The organism is Paenibacillus sp. FSL L8-0663 (genome assembly GCF_038008125.1).
Classification (GTDB): Bacteria; Bacillota; Bacilli; order Paenibacillales; family Paenibacillaceae; genus Paenibacillus; species Paenibacillus polymyxa_D.
Genome location: NZ_JBBOYM010000001.1, coordinates 4,538,284 through 4,556,689, shown reverse-complemented (window position 1 = coordinate 4,556,689; position 18,406 = coordinate 4,538,284). Strand labels below are relative to the sequence as shown.

Annotated in this window: 20 protein-coding genes and 1 riboswitch; of the genes, 14 read left to right on the top strand and 6 right to left on the bottom strand. The window is 45.9% G+C overall.

Going from position 1 to position 18,406, the window contains the following annotated elements; genetic code table 11:
* Positions 1 to 211 precede the first annotated feature (211 nt).
* The 7 genes from MKY75_RS20110 (at position 212) to MKY75_RS20080 (ending at position 7,726) form a co-directional block, all read left to right on the top strand.
* Positions 212 to 1,141 carry a COX15/CtaA family protein gene (locus tag MKY75_RS20110; RefSeq protein WP_029518217.1) on the top strand — a complete coding sequence of 310 codons (930 nt, stop codon included), beginning with the start codon at positions 212 to 214 and terminating at the stop codon, positions 1,139 to 1,141.
* Positions 1,142 to 1,270: 129 nt separating this feature from the next.
* Positions 1,271 to 3,037: a UbiD family decarboxylase gene (locus tag MKY75_RS20105; protein ID WP_025723591.1), complete on the top strand. Its 1,767-nt coding sequence runs from the start codon at positions 1,271 to 1,273 to the stop codon at positions 3,035 to 3,037.
* A 50-nt stretch (positions 3,038 to 3,087) separates the two neighbouring features.
* Positions 3,088 to 3,813 (top strand): Cthe_2314 family HEPN domain-containing protein, encoded by a 726-nt coding sequence (locus MKY75_RS20100; RefSeq protein ID WP_069012609.1) that lies wholly within the window; start codon positions 3,088 to 3,090, stop codon positions 3,811 to 3,813.
* A gap of 125 nt (positions 3,814 to 3,938) precedes the next feature.
* Positions 3,939 to 4,078: riboswitch (SAM riboswitch) on the top strand.
* Between the two features lie 136 nt (positions 4,079 to 4,214).
* On the top strand, positions 4,215 to 5,237 hold the full coding sequence (locus tag MKY75_RS20095; protein WP_340886339.1) for a methionine ABC transporter ATP-binding protein: 1,023 nt from the start codon (positions 4,215 to 4,217) through the stop codon (positions 5,235 to 5,237).
* Entirely contained in the window at positions 5,234 to 5,902 is a 669-nt protein-coding gene (locus MKY75_RS20090; protein ID WP_069012611.1) for a methionine ABC transporter permease, read from the top strand. The genes MKY75_RS20095 and MKY75_RS20090 overlap by 4 nt, the downstream gene beginning before the upstream one ends.
* Positions 5,903 to 5,976: 74 nt before the next feature.
* Positions 5,977 to 6,819 carry a MetQ/NlpA family ABC transporter substrate-binding protein gene (locus tag MKY75_RS20085; RefSeq protein WP_029518221.1) on the top strand — a complete coding sequence of 281 codons (843 nt, stop codon included), beginning with the start codon at positions 5,977 to 5,979 and terminating at the stop codon, positions 6,817 to 6,819.
* Between the two features lie 142 nt (positions 6,820 to 6,961).
* Positions 6,962 to 7,726 carry an SDR family oxidoreductase gene (locus tag MKY75_RS20080; protein WP_029518222.1) on the top strand — a complete coding sequence of 255 codons (765 nt, stop codon included), beginning with the start codon at positions 6,962 to 6,964 and terminating at the stop codon, positions 7,724 to 7,726.
* A gap of 91 nt (positions 7,727 to 7,817) precedes the next feature.
* Here MKY75_RS20080 and MKY75_RS20075 read toward each other — a convergent pair whose 3' ends face one another.
* A complete protein-coding gene (locus MKY75_RS20075) occupies positions 7,818 to 8,063 on the bottom strand; it encodes a NifU family protein (protein ID WP_013311836.1) in 246 nt (81 codons plus the stop codon).
* Positions 8,064 to 8,150: 87 nt separating this feature from the next.
* On the opposite strand from MKY75_RS20075, the gene MKY75_RS20070 reads away from it, so the two are divergent.
* Positions 8,151 to 8,408 (top strand): YuzB family protein, encoded by a 258-nt coding sequence (locus MKY75_RS20070; protein WP_023990179.1) that lies wholly within the window; start codon positions 8,151 to 8,153, stop codon positions 8,406 to 8,408.
* An 84-nt stretch (positions 8,409 to 8,492) separates the two neighbouring features.
* On the opposite strand, the gene MKY75_RS20065 is transcribed toward MKY75_RS20070, so the two are convergent.
* Positions 8,493 to 9,560, bottom strand: coding sequence for an NAD(P)/FAD-dependent oxidoreductase (locus tag MKY75_RS20065; protein ID WP_029518224.1), 1,068 nt, complete (start codon positions 9,558 to 9,560; stop codon positions 8,493 to 8,495).
* 204 nt (positions 9,561 to 9,764) lie between these two features.
* Positions 9,765 to 10,871 (bottom strand): aminofutalosine synthase MqnE, encoded by a 1,107-nt coding sequence (mqnE, locus tag MKY75_RS20060; protein WP_029518225.1) that lies wholly within the window; start codon positions 10,869 to 10,871, stop codon positions 9,765 to 9,767.
* A gap of 371 nt (positions 10,872 to 11,242) precedes the next feature.
* On the opposite strand from mqnE, the gene MKY75_RS20055 reads away from it, so the two are divergent.
* On the top strand, positions 11,243 to 11,602 hold the full coding sequence (locus MKY75_RS20055) for a HesB/IscA family protein (protein WP_013311832.1): 360 nt from the start codon (positions 11,243 to 11,245) through the stop codon (positions 11,600 to 11,602).
* A gap of 149 nt (positions 11,603 to 11,751) precedes the next feature.
* Here MKY75_RS20055 and MKY75_RS20050 read toward each other — a convergent pair whose 3' ends face one another.
* Positions 11,752 to 11,952 carry a hypothetical protein gene (locus MKY75_RS20050; protein WP_029518226.1) on the bottom strand — a complete coding sequence of 67 codons (201 nt, stop codon included), beginning with the start codon at positions 11,950 to 11,952 and terminating at the stop codon, positions 11,752 to 11,754.
* 261 nt (positions 11,953 to 12,213) lie between these two features.
* On the opposite strand from MKY75_RS20050, the gene MKY75_RS20045 reads away from it, so the two are divergent.
* From MKY75_RS20045 to MKY75_RS20035, 3 genes are all read left to right on the top strand, one after another.
* The gene (locus MKY75_RS20045; protein ID WP_340886337.1) at positions 12,214 to 12,579 is read left to right on the top strand and encodes a hypothetical protein; all 366 of its coding nucleotides are present in this window, start codon (positions 12,214 to 12,216) and stop codon (positions 12,577 to 12,579) included.
* A gap of 94 nt (positions 12,580 to 12,673) precedes the next feature.
* Positions 12,674 to 14,248 carry a sigma-70 family RNA polymerase sigma factor gene (locus tag MKY75_RS20040; RefSeq protein ID WP_340886335.1) on the top strand — a complete coding sequence of 525 codons (1,575 nt, stop codon included), beginning with the start codon at positions 12,674 to 12,676 and terminating at the stop codon, positions 14,246 to 14,248.
* Between the two features lie 134 nt (positions 14,249 to 14,382).
* Positions 14,383 to 14,826 (top strand): ferritin-like domain-containing protein, encoded by a 444-nt coding sequence (locus MKY75_RS20035; RefSeq protein WP_445671531.1) that lies wholly within the window; start codon positions 14,383 to 14,385, stop codon positions 14,824 to 14,826.
* A 20-nt stretch (positions 14,827 to 14,846) separates the two neighbouring features.
* Here MKY75_RS20035 and MKY75_RS20030 read toward each other — a convergent pair whose 3' ends face one another.
* The gene (locus MKY75_RS20030; RefSeq protein WP_069012613.1) at positions 14,847 to 15,554 is read right to left on the bottom strand and encodes a DUF421 domain-containing protein; all 708 of its coding nucleotides are present in this window, start codon (positions 15,552 to 15,554) and stop codon (positions 14,847 to 14,849) included.
* 193 nt (positions 15,555 to 15,747) lie between these two features.
* On the bottom strand, positions 15,748 to 16,626 hold the full coding sequence (locus tag MKY75_RS20025; protein ID WP_340886330.1) for a LysR family transcriptional regulator: 879 nt from the start codon (positions 16,624 to 16,626) through the stop codon (positions 15,748 to 15,750).
* 149 nt (positions 16,627 to 16,775) lie between these two features.
* On the opposite strand from MKY75_RS20025, the gene MKY75_RS20020 reads away from it, so the two are divergent.
* Together MKY75_RS20020 and MKY75_RS20015 are read left to right on the top strand one after the other, a co-directional pair.
* Entirely contained in the window at positions 16,776 to 17,705 is a 930-nt protein-coding gene (locus tag MKY75_RS20020) for a DMT family transporter (RefSeq protein ID WP_069012614.1), read from the top strand.
* 84 nt (positions 17,706 to 17,789) lie between these two features.
* Positions 17,790 to 18,404, top strand: coding sequence for a hypothetical protein (locus tag MKY75_RS20015; RefSeq protein WP_069012615.1), 615 nt, complete (start codon positions 17,790 to 17,792; stop codon positions 18,402 to 18,404).
* Positions 18,405 to 18,406: the final 2 nt, after the last annotated feature.

Sequence of the window (18,406 nt, the reverse complement as noted above, 5' to 3'; positions counted from 1 at the left end):
GTACATGCATACATGAAGGTTCCAAATTGAATTTTAAACATCAAGACATTCAGAAAGCCGCTTCCTTTCAAGGGGGCGGCTTTCTCACGAACACGTTCACATTTTGTCAACAAAGCTCGTATGTCAAGGAACGATATATCAGTTATAATTACTATAAGTGATCATTTCACAACATATAAAGTGAATAAATATTATATTTGGAAGGATACGGGTGAATTTGAATAACAAAATTAGAATATTAAAATGGCTGGCACTCGTAACATGTATTGTCATGTTTTTGGCTACCTTCGGTGGAGGTGTTGTGACGCGGACGGATTCGGGTCTGGGCTGTGGCCGGGAATTCCCGCTATGCAATGGTAAGCTGGTTCCGGCACATACGATCGCATCCCTTATTGAGTTCTCTCACCGCTCCGTCAGTGCCATGGCCGGGATTCTTTCTATCGCCTCATTTGTTGGCTTTTTGCTGTTTATGAAGCATCGAAAGGATTTACAGCTATTCTCGCTGCTCACGCTCTTGTTTGTGATCATACAAGGTGCAATGGGGGCGTTGGCTGTCATATTCTCCCAATCAGCTGCGGTCATGGGACTGCATTTTGGCTTTGCGCTTATCGCTTTTGCCAGTGCGACTATGATGACGCTGGGGGCCTGGCAGGAGCATGCGGACTCACGCCACACTCCGCGTCTGATTCCTGGGCCTGTCAGTCGGGGCTTTCGTAATTTTATATGGCTATCGACGATCTATACCTATATTGCTGTCTATTCAGGGGCGTTGCTTAGTCACTCGGTCATCCAGAAGGTTGTAAATATTGGAGGCTTCATATCTCCACTGTTGCTTCATCAGATTTCAGCCGGTCTGCTGTTCGTCATTATCTTGGCTGTGGGTCACTACGCATACCGTTATCACCCGAATCACCGGGACATCCGTATATTGGGTGTTGTATCGGTCTTGTTAATCCTGCTTCAAGTGGTGATTGGAATTATCTTGCTGTACGTCAACAGACCTGAAATCTACATGTTTATCGTGCTGGGGCATATGCTGGTGATTGCATCGTTGTTCTCCATCTTGGCTTATCTGAGCTATCGTGTATGGCAATTGTCACCGGATCGCAAGCTTGTTCCGACCCAAGCACAACGTACCTAAGCATTTCATAGATCATAGTGAAGCGGATTTTTGCCCAAGTGGCGTTTAAACACGTATAATAGCATATAAGAAACAAACCAGGCCCACGAGTTTCTCGAGGGCTTGATTTGCTTAGGAGGAATCGTCCAGTTGATCTACCAGAATTTGCGCCAATTTATTGAAGCACTGCGTAAAGAAAATCATCTTAAAATTATAGAGGCACCTGTCGATCCTTACTTGGAGCTGGCTGAGATTCATCGAAGAGTCATTGAGGAAGAAGGGCCGGCACTGCTGTTCACGAATGTAAAAGGAACTCCGTTTCCTGTAGCCAGTAATCTGTTTGGCACGAATCGCCGTGTGGACATGGCTTTTGGCCCGCGCCCAGAGCAACTGATGGATGCGATTGTAGGAGCAACCAAAACATTGTTTCCACCTACACCCAAAGCATTGTGGAATGAACGTGGCCTGATTAAGGACATGCTAAAAGTAGGCCTAAAAACAGTATCTCATAGCGAGGCTCCTGTATTGGGAGTTCGCCGTACAGAGGCTCCGCTGGCACCACTGCCTAAAGTGACCAGTTGGCATGAGGATGGAGGACCGTTTATTACCCTTCCACTCGTGTATACCGAGAAGCCAGGTCAGCCCAAGGATCATAATCTGGGGATGTACCGCATTCAGATTTATGATGATCAGACGACGGGCATTCACTGGCAAATTCATAAAGGCGGCGGTTTCCATTATCATGAAGCGGAGCTACGTAATGAGCCGTTGCCTACGACGATTATCATCGGTGGCCCGCCTGCTCTGATTGCGTCTGCCATTGCTCCAGCACCGGAAAACTTGCCTGAGCTGTTGCTGGCTTCGCTTATTATGGGAGGCAAGCTGCCCATGACAGAGGACCCGCTTGGGGGTCATCGGATTCCAGCAGAAGCAGAATTTGCAATCAGCGGTTATGTGCCACCTCATGAACGCCGTCCGGAAGGCCCGTTTGGCGATCATTTTGGATATTATTCATTACAGCATGATTTCCCTGTATTTCATGTCAAACATATGCATCACCGCAAGGATGCCATTTATCCGGCAACCATTGTAGGTAAGCCTCGGCAAGAAGACTACTACCTCGGTGAGTTTTTGCAACGTCTGCTGTCGCCTGCCTATCCGCTTGTGATGCCTTCCGTCAAGTCCCTGTGGGCGTATGCGGAAACGGGCGTACATGCGCTGGCAGCGGCAGTCGTACGTGAAAGCTACTCCCGTGAAGCGCTTGTATCCGGTTTTACCATTTTGGGTCAAGGTCAATTGTCATTGACCAAGTTCCTGATGCTGACAGATCGAGTCATTGATTTATCTGACTTTAACCTGCTGCTGGAAACCATTCTGGAGCGATTTAATCCAGCAAGGGATTTATTTATTTTCAATCACACGTCACACGATACACTCGATTACACAGGCCGCAAGCTGAATCATGGCAGTAAGGCGATCCTGATGGGAATAGGTGAGCCTGTACGTGAATTGCCTCGTGCCTATGAGGGAGGCGATCTGCCGGGGATTCGTGAAATTGAACCCTATTGCGGAGGTTGCCTCGTCGTATCGGGTGCGTCTTTTGAGCAAGAGCCTGAGCTGGCGGCACGTGTTTTGGAGCGATTAGCTGCGGGTGAGCAAGAGTGGCCGCTCGTTTTCATTGTGGACGATGCCAAAGAAGTCGTTCGTTCTCAAGCCTCGTTCCTGTGGACGGTATTCACTCGCTTTAACCCGGCTACGGATATGTACGCGGACAGCGAAGTGCGTTTGCATCACCTGAACTATAAGCTGCCGATTGTAGTGGATGCGCGTATGAAGCCGGGGTATCCGGATGAGGTGTTACCGCGTGAGGATATTGTTAAGCTTGTAGATCAACGATGGACAAGTTATTTCGCTTGACGCCCTAATTAACCTACAGCCGGATTTTACATTTATAAGGAGGCGTAAGCATGATACGCAAGCTACTGGGTGAGCCGCCACGTGTGAACAAGGGCATCCTGCTAGATGCCATGAATAGCATGTCAGATATGTTGAACCTGCTGGAGCGGCAAATTCAGGCTGGTGGAGATCCGACCCACGATTTTCGGAAGGCGGATATTTTGACACGCGGTCTAATGTCATCCTTGGATGAACTGGAGCAGAGCCATCATGCTGCCGCCTTTTTCCGTATGAAAGTGAAAGCCGGATATGCTGAAGATATGAGTGAGGATGAAAAATCCGACTATGCATTGTATGTTTTCTTTTATAAGGATGGGTTTGTGAGGGTATTTTCCATTTTGGATAAGCTGGGCAACTGGCTGAATGATCTGTATGATTTAAAAACAGGGCAGTATAAGGCGCATTATTCGTATTTTACCGTGTTGCGGCAACTCAAGTATCTCAAAATGCATCCTGTATTGACCGATAATTTAAATGATATCAAGGATACATACAACGATGCCATCAATCGGCTGCGTAAGCGGCGGAATACGGAGATACACTATATGAATACGGAAATGCAGGATGATCTCTGGCAACGACACCGAGCTTTGTATGGAAAAATCCAATTGGAGGACCTCGATCACCATTTGGAAGATTTGCAGCAGGGCTTGGAAATGGTGTGTCGGTCGTTGTCAATCGCCTTTACTTATACTGCGAAACAATGGGAGAACCGGGCAGTACGCCCAAAAATATGATAGAAAATATCCTTTGACAAAGCAATGTAAACTATCTATACTGAAACCTAGTTTCAGAAAAATGCTTGAATTATGTTTTTTTATATAAACTTAACGGACAGCTAAAGCTGGAGTTTAACATATTTTTCTTATCCAGAGAGGTGGAGGGACTGGCCCGATGAAGCCCGGCAACCCGTTCTTTCCCGGTGTAATACACTGGGAGGGAACATGATGGTGCTAATTCCTACAAAACCGCTAGAGTTATAGCGATTTTGGCAGATGAGAAAAGGATCGCAAGGTGGGGCCCTTTTCATTCTGTGAAAGGGGCTCTTTTTTGTATAAATAAATAGCGATTTTATACAATCCTGAGAGATGACAACTGGTAAAAAGGGTAAGGAAGAAGTGAAGGGGGTCGCAGCACGTTGATAGAGCTTAAGCAGTTAACCAAGCATTATGGCAAAGGCAACCGACGCGTTAATGCGCTGTCTGGGTTGAATCTTTCTATACAGCGTGGAGAAATATTCGGAGTGATTGGTCACTCCGGGGCAGGGAAAAGTACATTGATCCGCTGTATTAATTTATTGGAACGCCCTACTTCAGGTGAAGTATGGGTAGACGGGGTAAACCTCACTACTGTGAGTCAATCCCAGTTACAAATGCAGCGCCGAAAAATCGGAATGATTTTTCAGCATTTTAATTTGTTGTCTTCGGCGACGGTATATGACAATATTGCATTTCCGTTGCGGCTGGTAAACACGCCCAAGCAGAAGTTGGACCAGAAGGTTCGTGAACTGTTGGAATTGGTGGGTCTCGAAGAACACAGTGGAAAGTATCCGTCACAGCTCTCAGGTGGACAGAAACAGCGGGTAGGAATTGCGCGGGCGTTGGCTAGTGATCCTCATGTATTGCTGTGTGACGAAGCGACTTCTGCGCTTGATCCACAGACGACGGGGTCTATCCTGAAATTGCTGCTGGATATTAATCAGCGCTTTAATTTGACCATCGTGCTCATTACACATGAAATGCATGTCATTCAAAGCATTTGTGATAAAGTTGGCGTCATTCATCAGGGTGACATCGTGGAGCAAGGTCCGGTGGCTGAGGTATTTTTGAAGCCGCAGCACCAGGTAACCAAGGACTTTATCCAGCGGGAGTCAGAACATCCCGAGGAGTTGCAAGCAGCGATTGCGGCAGCAGGTGAGGGCGAGTCGGCACAGGTGGTGCGTATCTCCTTTTTGGGCAGCAAAACATATGATGCGATTCTGTCGCGTACGGCTCGAAGCACTGGGGTTGATTTTGCGATCTTGCAGGGAACCATATCTACGATTAAAAATGTACCCTATGGTCAGCTAATCGTTCGTTTTGAAGGAAATCATGAGGATATAGAGCATACGCTGCGCGAAGTGTCTGGGCAAGGACTTGATGTGGAGGTGATCGGACAATGAGCGAACTTGATTTTTCACAAGTGAGTTGGGAAGAGCTAGGGAATTCTACTATGGAAACCCTTCAGATGCTCGGTGCATCCGCATTGTTCACCCTCATTATTGGTTTGCCGCTCGGCATATTATTGTTTCTGGCGAGCCGCTCCTCGTTGACTCTGATGAAGGTGATATACATTGTATTATCATTCATCGTTAACATTTTACGTTCCGTGCCATTTATCATTTTGATCGTTGCACTTATTCCTTTTACACGATCGCTGGTAGGTACCTCGACCGGGGTGTTGGGAACCATCCCACCATTGGTTATCGGGGCTGCCCCATTCTTCGCACGTCTTGTCGAAACGTCTCTGCGTGAAGTGGACAAGGGTGTCATTGAAGCCGCACAAGCAATGGGGGCCTCGACAGGACAAATTATCCGGCGTGTGCTGTTACGTGAGGCACTTCCGGGACTGCTAGCCGCATTAACCATTACCGTCGTTACACTCGTATCCTACACGGCAATGTCCGGGATGATCGGGGGCGGTGGACTGGGTACACTGGCTATCAACTACGGCTATTATCGTTATGAAACGGCTGTAATGATCGTTGCGGTCGTGCTGATGGTCGTATTGGTTCAATTGCTGCAAATGGCGGGAGACCGTCTCGTGCGGCATTATACTCGAAAATAGGGAAAACATATAGATATCCTTATTGATCAGGACGTCTGCTCCTGAATATTACAAATTTTTGGAGGGGTAATAACATGAAGAAATGGGTATTGGCTGTATTAAGCTTGACATTAATTGCGGTGCTGGCTGCTTGCGGCACAAAGAGCACAACATCGGATACAAACAATGCGGCCGAAAATACAGGCGGATCACCACGTGAAGTGGAGCTGAAAGTTGGAGCTTCTCCTGTGCCGCATGCGGAAATTTTGGAAGCAATCAAACCTCAGTTGGAAAAAGAAGGGGTTCGTCTCCAAGTCGTTCAGTTTAACGACTATGTACAGCCGAACGTTCAATTGTTTGACAAGCAGTTGGATGCTAACTTCTATCAACATGTACCTTACTTGAATGTTATGAACAAAGAGCGCAAAATGAATTTGGTTTCTGTGGGCGCGGTTCACCTGGAGCCTTTCGGCATCTACTCCCAAAAATATAAAAAGCTTGATGAACTCCCAGATGGCGCAACGGTAGCCATTCCGAACGATGCAACAAACGGAGGCCGTGCATTGTTGTTGTTGGAAAAACAAGGTCTGATCAAGCTGAAAGACGCAAGCAACATTGAAGCTACGGTAAAAGATATTACTGAAAATAAGAAAAACCTGAAATTCAAGGAGCTGGAAGCGGCTATGCTGCCACGTCAGTTGCCTGAAGTGGACATTGCGTTGATCAACACGAACTACGCTCTGGAAGCTAAGCTGAACCCGACGAAGGATGCACTGGCACTGGAAGATAAAGATTCTCCATATGCTAACGTTCTGGTAGCTCGTCCTGATAATAAAGATTCTGAAGCGATTCAGAAGCTGCTTAAAGCTTTGCAATCCCCAGAAACTAAAAAATTCATTGAAGATAAATACCAAGGCGCAATTATCCCGGCATTTTAAGTAGGGAACGAGAACACATTGCACGCAAACCCCAGATTCTCTTGAACAAGAGGACTGGGGTTTCTTTTGGATAGAGTTGTAGGGGAAGCTTAAATATTTTATACTTGGGGGTGACCGTTCTCTGTGAACAGGAGGAAAATTGTTGAGAGATAAAGTCGCATTCATAACGGGTAGTGCCAAAGGTTTAGGTAAAACGACCGCTCTGCGTCTGGCGAATGAAGGCTGTAATATTGCGCTGAATTATGTGCATAGCCAAGCAGAAGCCGAAGCGCTTAAGCGGGTGATTGAGTCTAAGGGAGTACGCTGCCTGTCTTTACAAGGGGATATCACTGTTCAGAAAGATATCACGAGGCTGATTGGTGAAGTCCAGGATCGGCTAGGCGGAGTCGATATTATGGTGAACAATGCTGGACCGTTCATCCGGGAACGCCGCCTGTTTGCGGATTACAGTGTAGCTGAGATTCATACCATGATACAAGGGAATCTGGTCGGTACCATGTTGCTGGATCATTTGGTATTGCCTCACATGCGTAGCCAGCAATGGGGACGTATTATTCATTTTGGCTTTGGTCATGCTGGAGAAGCGAGGGCTTGGCCGCATCGCGCCGTCTACGCAGCCGCCAAGGTGGGGCTGGTGTCTTTTACGAAGTCACTGGCTGTGGAGGAGGCTCCTTATGGCATCACGGTCAATATGATCTGTCCAGGGGATATTCGAGGAGCAAATAAGGAAATGTCAATCGCCGATGTCATCGGCATGCAGGATAAAGAGACACCGCGTGGGCGTCCGGGGAGCGGAGAGGACATTGCGCGAGTGATCGCCTATTTGTGTGAGGAGCATTCGGATTTTATAACAGGCAATATTATGGATGTATCGGGAGGATTGGACCCCATTCGGCCAACCATATAAGCTTGAGTGATCCCTCAGACGCTGTAACACAAAAAAGAGTCTTGAGCTTCGTTACCGAAGTCAAGACTCTCATGATCTTATGCATCAAGCATTAGAATACTTGTACCACTTCTTGGACGCCGTCGACTTCTTCGAGAAGAGCGCGTTCAATCCCTGCTTTCAGCGTGATTGTGGAACTTGGGCAACTGCCGCAAGCGCCTACCAGCTTCAGCTTAACGATGCCGTCTTCTACGTCAACCAGCTCAACGTCGCCGCCATCGCGTTGCAGGAACGGACGGAGCTTATCCAGTACATCTGCTACTTCATCATACATTTGAACGCTTTGTGTTTCGCTCATTAGAATTCAACTCCTTTCCTATACCTTTATTATTATATTACAAAGCGGGCCAAATTAAAATGCCCGTCATCCAAAGCAGGTGAAAAAATGTTAAGACCTATTATTGAGTTTTGCACCAGTAATATGCATTGGGGCACTGATGAAATCATGTCCAAGCTGGAACAGAATCCAGATTATGATGTGATTGAATACGGCTGCCTAAGCAATTGCGGTCAGTGTAACGCGGAACCCTATGCGATGGTCAATGGTGAGATTGTATCCGCAGATTCAGCAGAGCTTCTGTACGAAGTGATTATGAATAAAATTAAGGAAGCTGAAGCATGGGATAACCTAGACTTGGATTGAAATATAATGCTCTGTTAGCCCATACACGCAATATACAAAGAAGACCTGCTTTGGGAGCGGGTCTTCTTTGTTTGTTTAGCATGATCAGCCAAAATGGCGTTTGGACTTCCAGAGCACACCGCTTTTAAGCAGGCGTGGTACACGGCCGCGCAATGAAGTGCTGCCCATAAAGCCATAGCCGAACCCGGCCTTCTTGCCAAGTGCGCCTAATGTACCGCGCAGCTTTAAAGGATGCGGGTGAGGCGTTTGACCTTTCCATAGATCACGTACAATATGTGCGATTTGTTCCCCTTGCACCTCTGCTGCCTGAGCGCTTGGAGAGTAGGGAAGGCTCGCACAGTCTCCGACCACATATACCTCTGGATGATCTGGTATTTGGTAGTAATCGTTGAGCACGATACGACCCTGAGGGTCTTTAGGGACAGCTAAATCCTGCACGATTTTTACTGGCTGAATCCCGGCCGTCCATACCACTGCATCCGTTACAATTTGCTCGTCACGGTTATAAATAGCCCCCGGCTCAATACGAGAAACCGCAACATGGTTCAGGGCATTAACCTGATGCTCCTTGAACCAAGCATGTACATAGGCAGACAAACGTTGCGGGAATGCTGACAGCACCCGCTCGCCCCGATCCATAATGGTAATATTCAAATCCGTGCGGCTTTCACGTAACTCCGCTGCAATCTCAACACCGCTAAGACCGCCGCCTACAATATGGACATGTCCATATGGCTTGATTTCGTTCAAGCGCAGATAGGTTTGGCGGGTATGGTTAAACGACTGGATCGTACAGCTGTGTTCTTCAGCCCCCGGTGTATTGTGAAAGCGGTCGGTACAACCCAACGCAATGACAAGCTGATCATAGGGCAAGGGTTCACCGTCTTGAAAATGGACCATTTTATTCTCCAGATCCATCGAGGTGACCTCTCCGTATTTGCGAATAAGACGTTGCTCATCTGGAAAATGCACCCGCAAATCAAAATCAGAAACCGTACCTGCTGCGAGGGCATAGTACTCTGTTTTCAAGCCCTGAAAGGGCATTCGATCCACTAAAATAACTTGAACATCGTCGGGAATGTGTTTATCCAGCAATTCTTTGGCAATGGTAAGGCCGCCATAGCCGCCCCCCAGAATAACGAAATTTTTCATCAAAATCCGCCTTCCTTTCGCTACCGTGTCCCCGGCAAATGGTCTGGTGTCTCGTCGATCTAACACAAGTTTTTGTTGTTATAAAACCCGAGAATCGGGCCTGCCTGTGGCAGACAGACCAGCGTATTCCGGGGCAGCATGATGCTGCATGATGTGAGTAATGGGGATGATATGCTCGCGGGAAATCTGAATCCGATATTACATTTATTCGAAAACTTCGATTTCGTTATAGAAGGTGTCTCGTTCTACAGGTATGCGTCCTGCACCTTTGACCAGCCAGATCAGCTCTTTACGGGTCAATCCGGCAGGGGTCAACGCACCTGCGGCATGGCTGATCTGCTCGCGCACAATCGTGCCATGGACGTCTGATGCGCCAAAGGTGAGAGCGACCTGCGTCAATTGCGGGCCAATATTAATGAAGTAAGCTTTGACATGGTCGATATTGTCCAGCATCAGGCGGCTGATCGCAATGGTTTTGAGATCTTCGTAAGCGGAGTTACGACGCATAATGTTGGCGTTTTTGCTTTTCGGCTGCATGGACAGTGGAATAAATACCATAAATCCGTTCGTTTCGTCCTGCAATTCGCGAATTTGCAGCATATGTTCAATACGATCCTGATACGATTCGACCGAACCGTACAGCATAGTCGTATGAGTTTTCATGCCGAGATTGTGGGCCGTGCGATGTACTTCGAGATAGCGGTCCACGTTGGCTTTGGTAACACGCATCTTCTTGCGATATTCGTCGGACAAGATTTCTGCGCCACCACCAGTCAGGGATTGAAGTCCAGCCTTTTGCAGCTCCTCAAGCACTTCTTTAATACTCAAGCCGCTTATGCGTGTGAAAAAGTCAATTTCCGCTGCTGTGTAGGCTTTCAGTGTAACGTGGGGATATTTTTCATTCAGCGCCTTCAATGAGTCTACATAGTATTGGAAAGGCACATGATTATTATGACCACCGACGATATGAAATTCTCTTACCCCCGGATGGATGTGTTGCTCTACATAATCAATCATTTCCTGCCCGGACAACGTATAAGAGCCGTCCTCCCCCTGATCCTTGCGGAAATTGCAGAACGCGCAGCGCGCTTCGCATACATTGGTGAAGTACAGGCTCATGTTTTCGATAAAATAAACCTTTTTTCCGTTCTTGCGTAAATTAGCTTCGTTAGCCAACTGACCCAGTGTGAGGATATCGTCAGTTTCATACAAATATATACCATCTTCGAGGTTCAAACGAATCCCGTTCTGTACCTTTTCTACAATTTCCGCCATTCTGCGGTCTGTAAAAGGTGTAACTAATGTGGACATGCCTATTCCTCCTTCAAGTTGCTCTGTGCGAGGCTGTCCGCCAAATCAGCGGCACAAGCGCTTGATGCGCACAGGATGTCCCGTTCCGTCGGTAAAATCCGGCAGCGCGGATATACGATATGTGAAAAATGTTACAATGCCAGGCTACAATGATGAATATCTCAAAATATCGCCTTTGAAATGACAAATTTCCGACAGTTTCTTTTACACACTCTTCACCTATTATAAACCTCACACCACCGGTGTTCAATACAAACGAATAGAAAAACAGGTCTTGAAGCCTGTAAGGGAAGGACATTCCATGACTTGAGCACCTGCAAATAGTGGAGTATACTGAAGGAGAACATGAAGTAAAAGAGGAGGATGGAGCTATGATTAACATCACCGATTCCGCTGCTGAGCGTTTGAAGGATATGCTGGAGCAGCAGGAAACGCCGAATATGTTTTTACGTCTGGGTGTTACGCCAGGTGGTTGCACCGGATTCTCGTATGCAATGGGCTTTGACGACAACGAGACGGATCAGGATATATATATGAACGTACAGGATATGAAGATTGTAGTGGAAAAGGAAAGCATCCGCTACCTGGACGGTCTGGAAATCGACTTTGAAGAGTCTGGAATGTCAGGCGGCTTCACGATTCATAACCCGAATGCCGTAGCTACATGCGGCTGCGGTTCAAGCTTCCGTACAGCTACAGATGCCGGGAAACCGAACGAAGAGCCTTGTTAAGGTAGTTTAAAAGGGTACAATGAAATGAATTGTCTGCAAACCTGCATGATGGGGTGTTAACAATTCGAAAATGTAAATCAAGACCTCCAGAACGGTATAGTCACGTACTATATTCGTCCTGGAGGTCTTTTTTAATATGTAGAGATTACTTACTTAGGATCATTATCACTACGTGTGGATTGGACAAATTTACTCAGGGCATTAAAAAAGGCAAATGCAACTGTAAAAAGCAAAAGAGCTACGGGTTTAATTTCAATCTTAGAAAAAACACTATATAAAACTAAAAATGCAAAAAAGAGTACTGAGCTATTTACGTTTTGTTTTGTATAAATAGATTTTATAAAATTCATTGTATCACTCTCCAATTTGATTATAAGAATTCAAAACATATAGTATAAGTACCTCATTAACAAAATAGAAGTTAACTTGGTATATATACCATATTGCGAATGTATTCAATGAACGACTTCTTATACATAAATTACAGTATTGCATACAAACATTCAGGACTTATCAAATAAAAAATTCACATTATTTTAATTAGAGTTTTACTTCACTAGAATTTCAGTATAGGAACTTACAATTTAAATTCTGAGGGAGTGAAAGAATATATGAACAATCCAGTTAGTTTAAAAAGGGCTACCATGACATATGGACCTGATGATGATCCTCATATGTATGAATTAATTGAGGGAGTTCTGTATGATCGTAGTTATTTCTTTTATCTTGAACATGGGATACTGTGTCTGCGACATGTAAGAAAGGTAGAACAACCGGACCATCCACATCTTTATGTGGATGGGGAAAGTGGGGGCCTCCAACTAGCGAAGAATGTACAGCGTGGGATTATGGAAGTCGTTACAGAACTGATCGAGCGTTTGCGTAGTAAGGATGGATTGACGTTTTTACTGGACGAACTGCTATGGCTACATGGTCGAAGTCATATTGAACTTAACCTCGTAAAAAATAAAGGATGATATATTTCTGTTGAGAAACTAGCTGATTTGTAACCTTCCTCCACGGAGTTGGCACTTAAGACTAAGAACACGAAAGAAAAGAGGCTAGGGATGTATGAAGGAGTGGGTTGAAAAGGCACGGCAGGGGGATGAAGAAGCGTTCGGGCAGCTAATGCTGCATTTTCGCGGGATGGCCTATGCGGTGTCCTATGACATGCTGAAGGATGTTCATCTCGCGGAAGATGCCGTGCAGGATGCGTTCATAGAGTCTTATCAGAATCTGGAGAAGCTACAGAACCCGTCCGCTTTTCCAGGCTGGTTCAAGACCATTGTCGTAAGACAGTGCCAGCGGATGCTGCGGCGCAAGCATCATTCGGTGCTTCCTCTGGATGAGGCTGTGCAGATATCGGGAGGAGTACCGGGTGTAGCAGAAATTGCGGAGCGTAGGGAGGAGAGCCAAGTTCTGCAACAATCGGTGAAGGCACTGTCTGCCAAGCTGCGCGTGCCTCTGCTGCTGTTTTATTTTTACGGCTACTCTCTTCAGGAAATTTCCGATTATCTGGGCACTCCGGTCCCGACGCTTAAGAAGCGGCTGCACGATGCTCGCCGAAAGCTGAAAGGTACACTCCCGGTAGCTGATCTCGTTTCTGTGTTCAATCATTTGTATGAGGGAGGGCAAAACATGCTACATATTGTTAACGGTGATGTTGTAGGCGAGATGTTGAAGCAGGGTGTTGTACAGGGTGATGTGCTTGTATGGAGAGAGGTATATCCGGGAGGACCGATATTTTTAAATCCAGCGGGGGCGGAAGAACGGGCATTGCGGGCCAAGGTCCTAGAAGAAACGATGGGTATTCCGGCCAGCGAATATATAACGGGCTGTGAGGAACAAGAGCGGAAACTTCGTGAGTTTATCAAGTATGATGAAGTCGTGTTGTGGTTTGAGCATGACCTATTTGATCAGAGCATGCTCGCCTATCTGCTCCACTGGTTCAAAAGACAGAAACTAGGCCGCACGAAGCTGAGCCTGCTCTGTATTGGGGAGTTTCCGGGAATCGAACGGTTTCATGGTCTAGGACAGCTCACTCCGGCACAGCTTCAGACATTATCCGGGAGCTGGCGGACCATTGGGCGGCAAGAAATGGAGCTCGGAAGCGAGCTTTGGCAGGCGTATGCTTCTCCTGATCCTGCTCAAATGGCTAATCTGTTGGAAGACAAGAAGGCAGAATTGGCAGCATCCGGCCTGCCTTTTGCCTATGAAGCTTTCACAGCGCATCTCAAGCGGCTGCCCTCGGAGCGGAATGGTCTTGGCGTTGTGGAACAGACCACGCTTCAGGCCGTTCATAATGAAGTGAATACGGCATTGGAATTGTTTCGTCAGGTAACTGACGTTCTGCATGTGCTTGGCATGGGTGATCTCGAATACTGGAAATTTATTCGTGCTTTGGCGCAAGGCGAACATCCTTTGCTGATCATTGACGGGATTGAGGCGGGCTTGGATTTCAGACAAATTCCGGATTTTCTGAACCGAAAGGTAATTCTGACAGAGTTGGGTAAAGAGGTACTGAATGGATCAGCGGACCGCATTGCAGTTCAAGGGATCGATGAGTGGTTTGGGGGGCTGCATCTCCATGGACATGAGGTTTCTTGGCGCTGGGATGATGTAGCTGGAGGTTTGATCCGACATTGAAGGATAGCTATCATCAGTATATTCTCCTAATGTTAGGAACCGACATGGGCAGATGCGCATATACTTTCTAAAAACTAACATTAGGAGGAATAAACTTGTATCAAGTACCTTCTTACTGGGGAAATTCATACTATATGCGGGCCGATTTTGTACCGATCTGGAACACAGGATTTCCGAAAGCAGTACAAATGATAAAGGAAGCGGTACAAGGGGAGCGTAACGATGAGTTGTTCTACGGTGAATTGATCAATTTGGCACCCTCACAAGAGCAGGTGGCTATTATTGAAAGCATCCGTAATGATGAGCGCGGTCACAATAAAATGTTCAGAGAGATGTATCGGGCTTTGACAGGACAGGAAATTGCAGGCATCAGTAGTGAGCAATATGAGAGGGTGCAATCTTATACAGAAGGTCTACAGCGCGCCTTGATGGGAGAGTTGGGTGCGGTGGAACGATATCGCAACATCTGGTTTGGTTTGCCTGCCGGTATCTATAAGGACACGGTGTACGGTATCATTTTGGATGAGCTTAAGCACGCTGCCAAATACAATTATCTGATTACGTTGAATCTCAGGTAACTATTGACCGAAAGTCAATACTACTCCACATCAATTGGATGCTGGATTTTATCCTTATATTCATCCACATAGAGTTGGCCGTTGCTGCCTTTAACGGCATAGAATACGTCCTCTAACTTTTTGTCGCGGGCCTTCAGTTGAGACAGCAGCCATGATTCGGGAATATGATTGGAGTTTAAATTGCCATGCAAAAGCTGTCCGTCGATTACAAGCTCAATTGGGAACTGTGTGGCATTACCTGCATTCAACTGCAGGTCTTTTAATGTCACGGCTTGCAGTTCCTTTTTCTTTTGAACAGATAGTTTTCCGTTAATCTCAAGGAGGGCGTACTGCACTTCTTCTATATTAAAAATTTCTTTCTGGCGAAGTTGTTGGTTTAAAGAATCCAATGTCATATTATTTTTTTTTAGGTTATCTTCGAGAATGAACCCTCCTTCTATGAGAACGGTGGGTGCTCCCTCTGTCCACATCTTAAAGTTTCTGAATTTCAAAAAAAACTTGGATAAAACATAAGAAGTAATTGTAAAAACAGACAGGGCTATTAATAGGTGGACAACTTCTATTTTTTGGTTAAATGCAAAATTAGCAGCCATAGCTCCTAATATAACTGCCGTTACGAATTCGTGAAAGTTCATATTGGAAAGGGTTTGCTTCCCCAATATTCTCCCAATTAGCATGAGGATAACGAATGCAGAAAAACTTCTGATCAAAATAACGAGATGATCCATGCAAAACCCTCCTAGTTTGAAAATTGCAGGTATTCAGCATATAGGTTACCCGCTGGGATGGGATAATATACCAATGTAATTAATGCATTATATGTGATGTATAAGCTTATAGGTTAGAAATTTAGCTATTTGGTCGAATGATTTGATTTCTCTGCATATGAATAGACCTCCTTATGTTCATAATCCAATGCTTCTACTGCTTCATATCCGTAAACAGCTCCTGCGCAGTACGCACAAATAACTGTACAGCCAGAGAAGCATTGTGCAGGGATGGTACAGCGATACCGATTTGACGTGTGATCAGAGGTGAAGTCTCCTTGACGGTCAGATCATGGGGGAACGTGGACAAGGCGAGTGAAGAAACAATGCCCGTACCCAGTCCTTGTCGAACCATGCTGACCAAGGTGCTGACATTGTGAGTAATGAATTGTGCCTGCAACTGACTTTGTTCGCGTTCAAAACCTTCCATAATGGCGACCTCATGTCCACCTTTACAAAAGATCATATCCTGCTCATTCAAGTCACGGATGGCAATTTTATTGTGCGATTGTAGAGGGTGACCGTCTGGCAGGAGAATAACCATGTCATCCTGACATAATGGGATGATATCTACCTGAGGGTCTGGTAACAGGATGATACCGACTTCGATTTCTCTGGTATGCACCCACTCCTTGACTTCATTCGTGGAGCCTTCATGTAGATCGAAAACAAGGTTCGGATAATGCTGACGAATATGATGAATAATCGGGGGCAGAAAATAGGCTGAGGCAGAAGGAAAGGCACCGATCGTGATCGTGCCCACGTCTAGACCTTTTTCAGCAGCCACCTGCTGCTGTACCTTTTCCATGCTTTGCAGCATCATACGGAATTGCAGCAGTACCTTGTGCCCGATATTTGTCAGCAGCACTCCTTTTTTTCGGTCGCGCAGCAATAGCTGGACACCCAGCTCGTTTTCGATGCTGGCGATGGCATGGCTGACCGCGGGCTGCGTCATATGCAGCTCATGGGCAGTTTGGGTGAAGTTTAGCGTTTCAGCTACACGAACGAAGATCATAATCTGAGTAATGGTCATAAGTGAAAAGTTATCTCCCTTATTGAAAACATTCATTTTATTTATTAGTGACCACAGTATACGCTAGTAAAGCAAAACTTTGCAAACGGCTATTCAGATTTTAGTCGGTAGCAATGAGCGATGAAAAATCTAAGGGAGAGAAGACATCTATGAAAAAATTAACACCTAAAGCTACGTTGTGGCTTGTCTTGATATTAGTGATGGTATGGGGGATCAACTGGCCGTTGACCAAGCTGGCTTTGCCAGATACGCCGCCGATATTTTTTTCAGGAATCCGTACCCTGCTGGGTGGTGTGATTCTGCTATTGTTCGCTATACGTCACCGGGAAACCTTGCGTTTTAGACAGAATGCGTGGACTTATCTTGTGCTGTCCATATTTAATATTGCAGGCTACTATGGCTTGCAGACGGTAGGGCTGCGTTATTTGCCTGCTGGGTTATTTTCCACTTTAGTATTCCTTCAGCCGATCCTGTTGGGATTATTCTCCTGGATGTGGTTAGGGGAGCGCATGTTTCCCCTGAAGGTCATTGGACTGGTACTGGGTTTTGGCGGGGTGATCGTGATTAGCTCTGGTGGAATGGCAGGGCATTTATCGGTACTGGGTATTGTGTTGGGGCTAGCTTCAGGATTGTGCTGGGCGCTCGGAACGATTTATATGAAGAAAAAAAGTCAGCAGCTGGACTCCATTTGGGCGGTGACGATGCAGCTCGTATTGGGAGGGATTATACTCAATGGGATTGGATTTACGACCGAGAAATGGAGCGATATTCACTGGACGACCTCCTTTATCGCAATTCTATTGTTTATTTCGATATTCGTGATTGCGATGGGCTGGATAATTTATTTTAAACTGATCGACAATGGAGATGCAGGAACCGTCGGCTCATATACGTTTATGATTCCGGTGTTGTCCACAGTCTTTAGTATGGTAATGCTCAAGGAATCGCTTACTTTGACGTTTGTTGTGGGGCTGGTGCTGATTGCAGGCAGTGTGTATCTGGTAAATACAGCATCTCCTAGAAAACGAAAGAACCGAAACTCCAGGGCTGATGAAACGAATTCCTGTACAAATGCATAGAAATATGGAATTAGGAAAAATATACTAGATTATCAGAGAAGGGAATAGTAAAATATGACTATATAAGTAGAGAGGAAGTTTGGTATGGGAGAATTAAGCAGTCATGCTCAGTCTGTGGAGCCGCAAGCACATTCTGTTCGTAAGCTCGCAGTTGTAGCAACAGTCATTTCAGGAGTAGCTGTACTAGGATGTATAGCCTTGGCGGTGTGGAATTATAATCTGAATACGAAGGTCAATACTTTAACTAGTGCGAACGCTTCACTAAATAAAACAACACAAGCGTTAACGAAGCAACACAACGATACAGAGGCGCTACTGGGACGAGTTAGATTAACAGCTAACCTGTCAGCCATAACGCATATGTTAGAGCAGACATCTGTCGTTACCGATGATTTTGTATTGGAAAAAGTGACTTTTGATGTAACAGAGGATGGCACGTTGAAGGGTGTGCTACTGAATGTGAACAATCAACCTAATCTTGGTTTTGGCGGTGCTTATCAAGGTTATGGTAAATATAATATGTCCTCAGCTGCATTGACGAAGAAGGCGGAGGAAGTCATAAACATAGCTATGAAAGAGTACGGTACATCTGACAAGCTTCCGGTATGGGATAAGAATACGAGGGTGGAAATGACGGTTCAAAATTATCCGCTTGGGAAGCGGGAAGGCGGCACTTTTAAACTCACCGGTCAGCAGTAGGA

What these genes read in the sequence shown, in the direction of transcription:
- MKY75_RS20015 (WP_069012615.1), top strand. Translation starts at nt 17,790, where the DNA reads ATGGGAGAATTAAGCAGTCATGCTCAGTCTGTGGAGCCGCAAGCACAT.
- MKY75_RS20100 (WP_069012609.1), top strand. Translation starts at nt 3,088, where the DNA reads ATGATACGCAAGCTACTGGGTGAGCCGCCACGTGTGAACAAGGGCATC.
- MKY75_RS20075 (WP_013311836.1), bottom strand. Translation starts at nt 8,063, where the DNA reads ATGAGCGAAACACAAAGCGTTCAAATGTATGATGAAGTAGCAGATGTA.
- MKY75_RS20045 (WP_340886337.1), top strand. Translation starts at nt 12,214, where the DNA reads ATGAACAATCCAGTTAGTTTAAAAAGGGCTACCATGACATATGGACCT.
- MKY75_RS20085 (WP_029518221.1), top strand. Translation starts at nt 5,977, where the DNA reads ATGAAGAAATGGGTATTGGCTGTATTAAGCTTGACATTAATTGCGGTG.
- MKY75_RS20030 (WP_069012613.1), bottom strand. Translation starts at nt 15,554, where the DNA reads ATGGATCATCTCGTTATTTTGATCAGAAGTTTTTCTGCATTCGTTATC.
- MKY75_RS20050 (WP_029518226.1), bottom strand. Translation starts at nt 11,952, where the DNA reads ATGAATTTTATAAAATCTATTTATACAAAACAAAACGTAAATAGCTCA.
- MKY75_RS20090 (WP_069012611.1), top strand. Translation starts at nt 5,234, where the DNA reads ATGAGCGAACTTGATTTTTCACAAGTGAGTTGGGAAGAGCTAGGGAAT.
- mqnE (WP_029518225.1), bottom strand. Translation starts at nt 10,871, where the DNA reads ATGTCCACATTAGTTACACCTTTTACAGACCGCAGAATGGCGGAAATT.
- MKY75_RS20070 (WP_023990179.1), top strand. Translation starts at nt 8,151, where the DNA reads ATGTTAAGACCTATTATTGAGTTTTGCACCAGTAATATGCATTGGGGC.
- MKY75_RS20055 (WP_013311832.1), top strand. Translation starts at nt 11,243, where the DNA reads ATGATTAACATCACCGATTCCGCTGCTGAGCGTTTGAAGGATATGCTG.
- MKY75_RS20040 (WP_340886335.1), top strand. Translation starts at nt 12,674, where the DNA reads ATGAAGGAGTGGGTTGAAAAGGCACGGCAGGGGGATGAAGAAGCGTTC.
- MKY75_RS20025 (WP_340886330.1), bottom strand. Translation starts at nt 16,626, where the DNA reads ATGACCATTACTCAGATTATGATCTTCGTTCGTGTAGCTGAAACGCTA.
- MKY75_RS20035 (WP_445671531.1), top strand. Translation starts at nt 14,383, where the DNA reads ATGCGGGCCGATTTTGTACCGATCTGGAACACAGGATTTCCGAAAGCA.
- MKY75_RS20020 (WP_069012614.1), top strand. Translation starts at nt 16,776, where the DNA reads ATGAAAAAATTAACACCTAAAGCTACGTTGTGGCTTGTCTTGATATTA.
- MKY75_RS20065 (WP_029518224.1), bottom strand. Translation starts at nt 9,560, where the DNA reads ATGAAAAATTTCGTTATTCTGGGGGGCGGCTATGGCGGCCTTACCATT.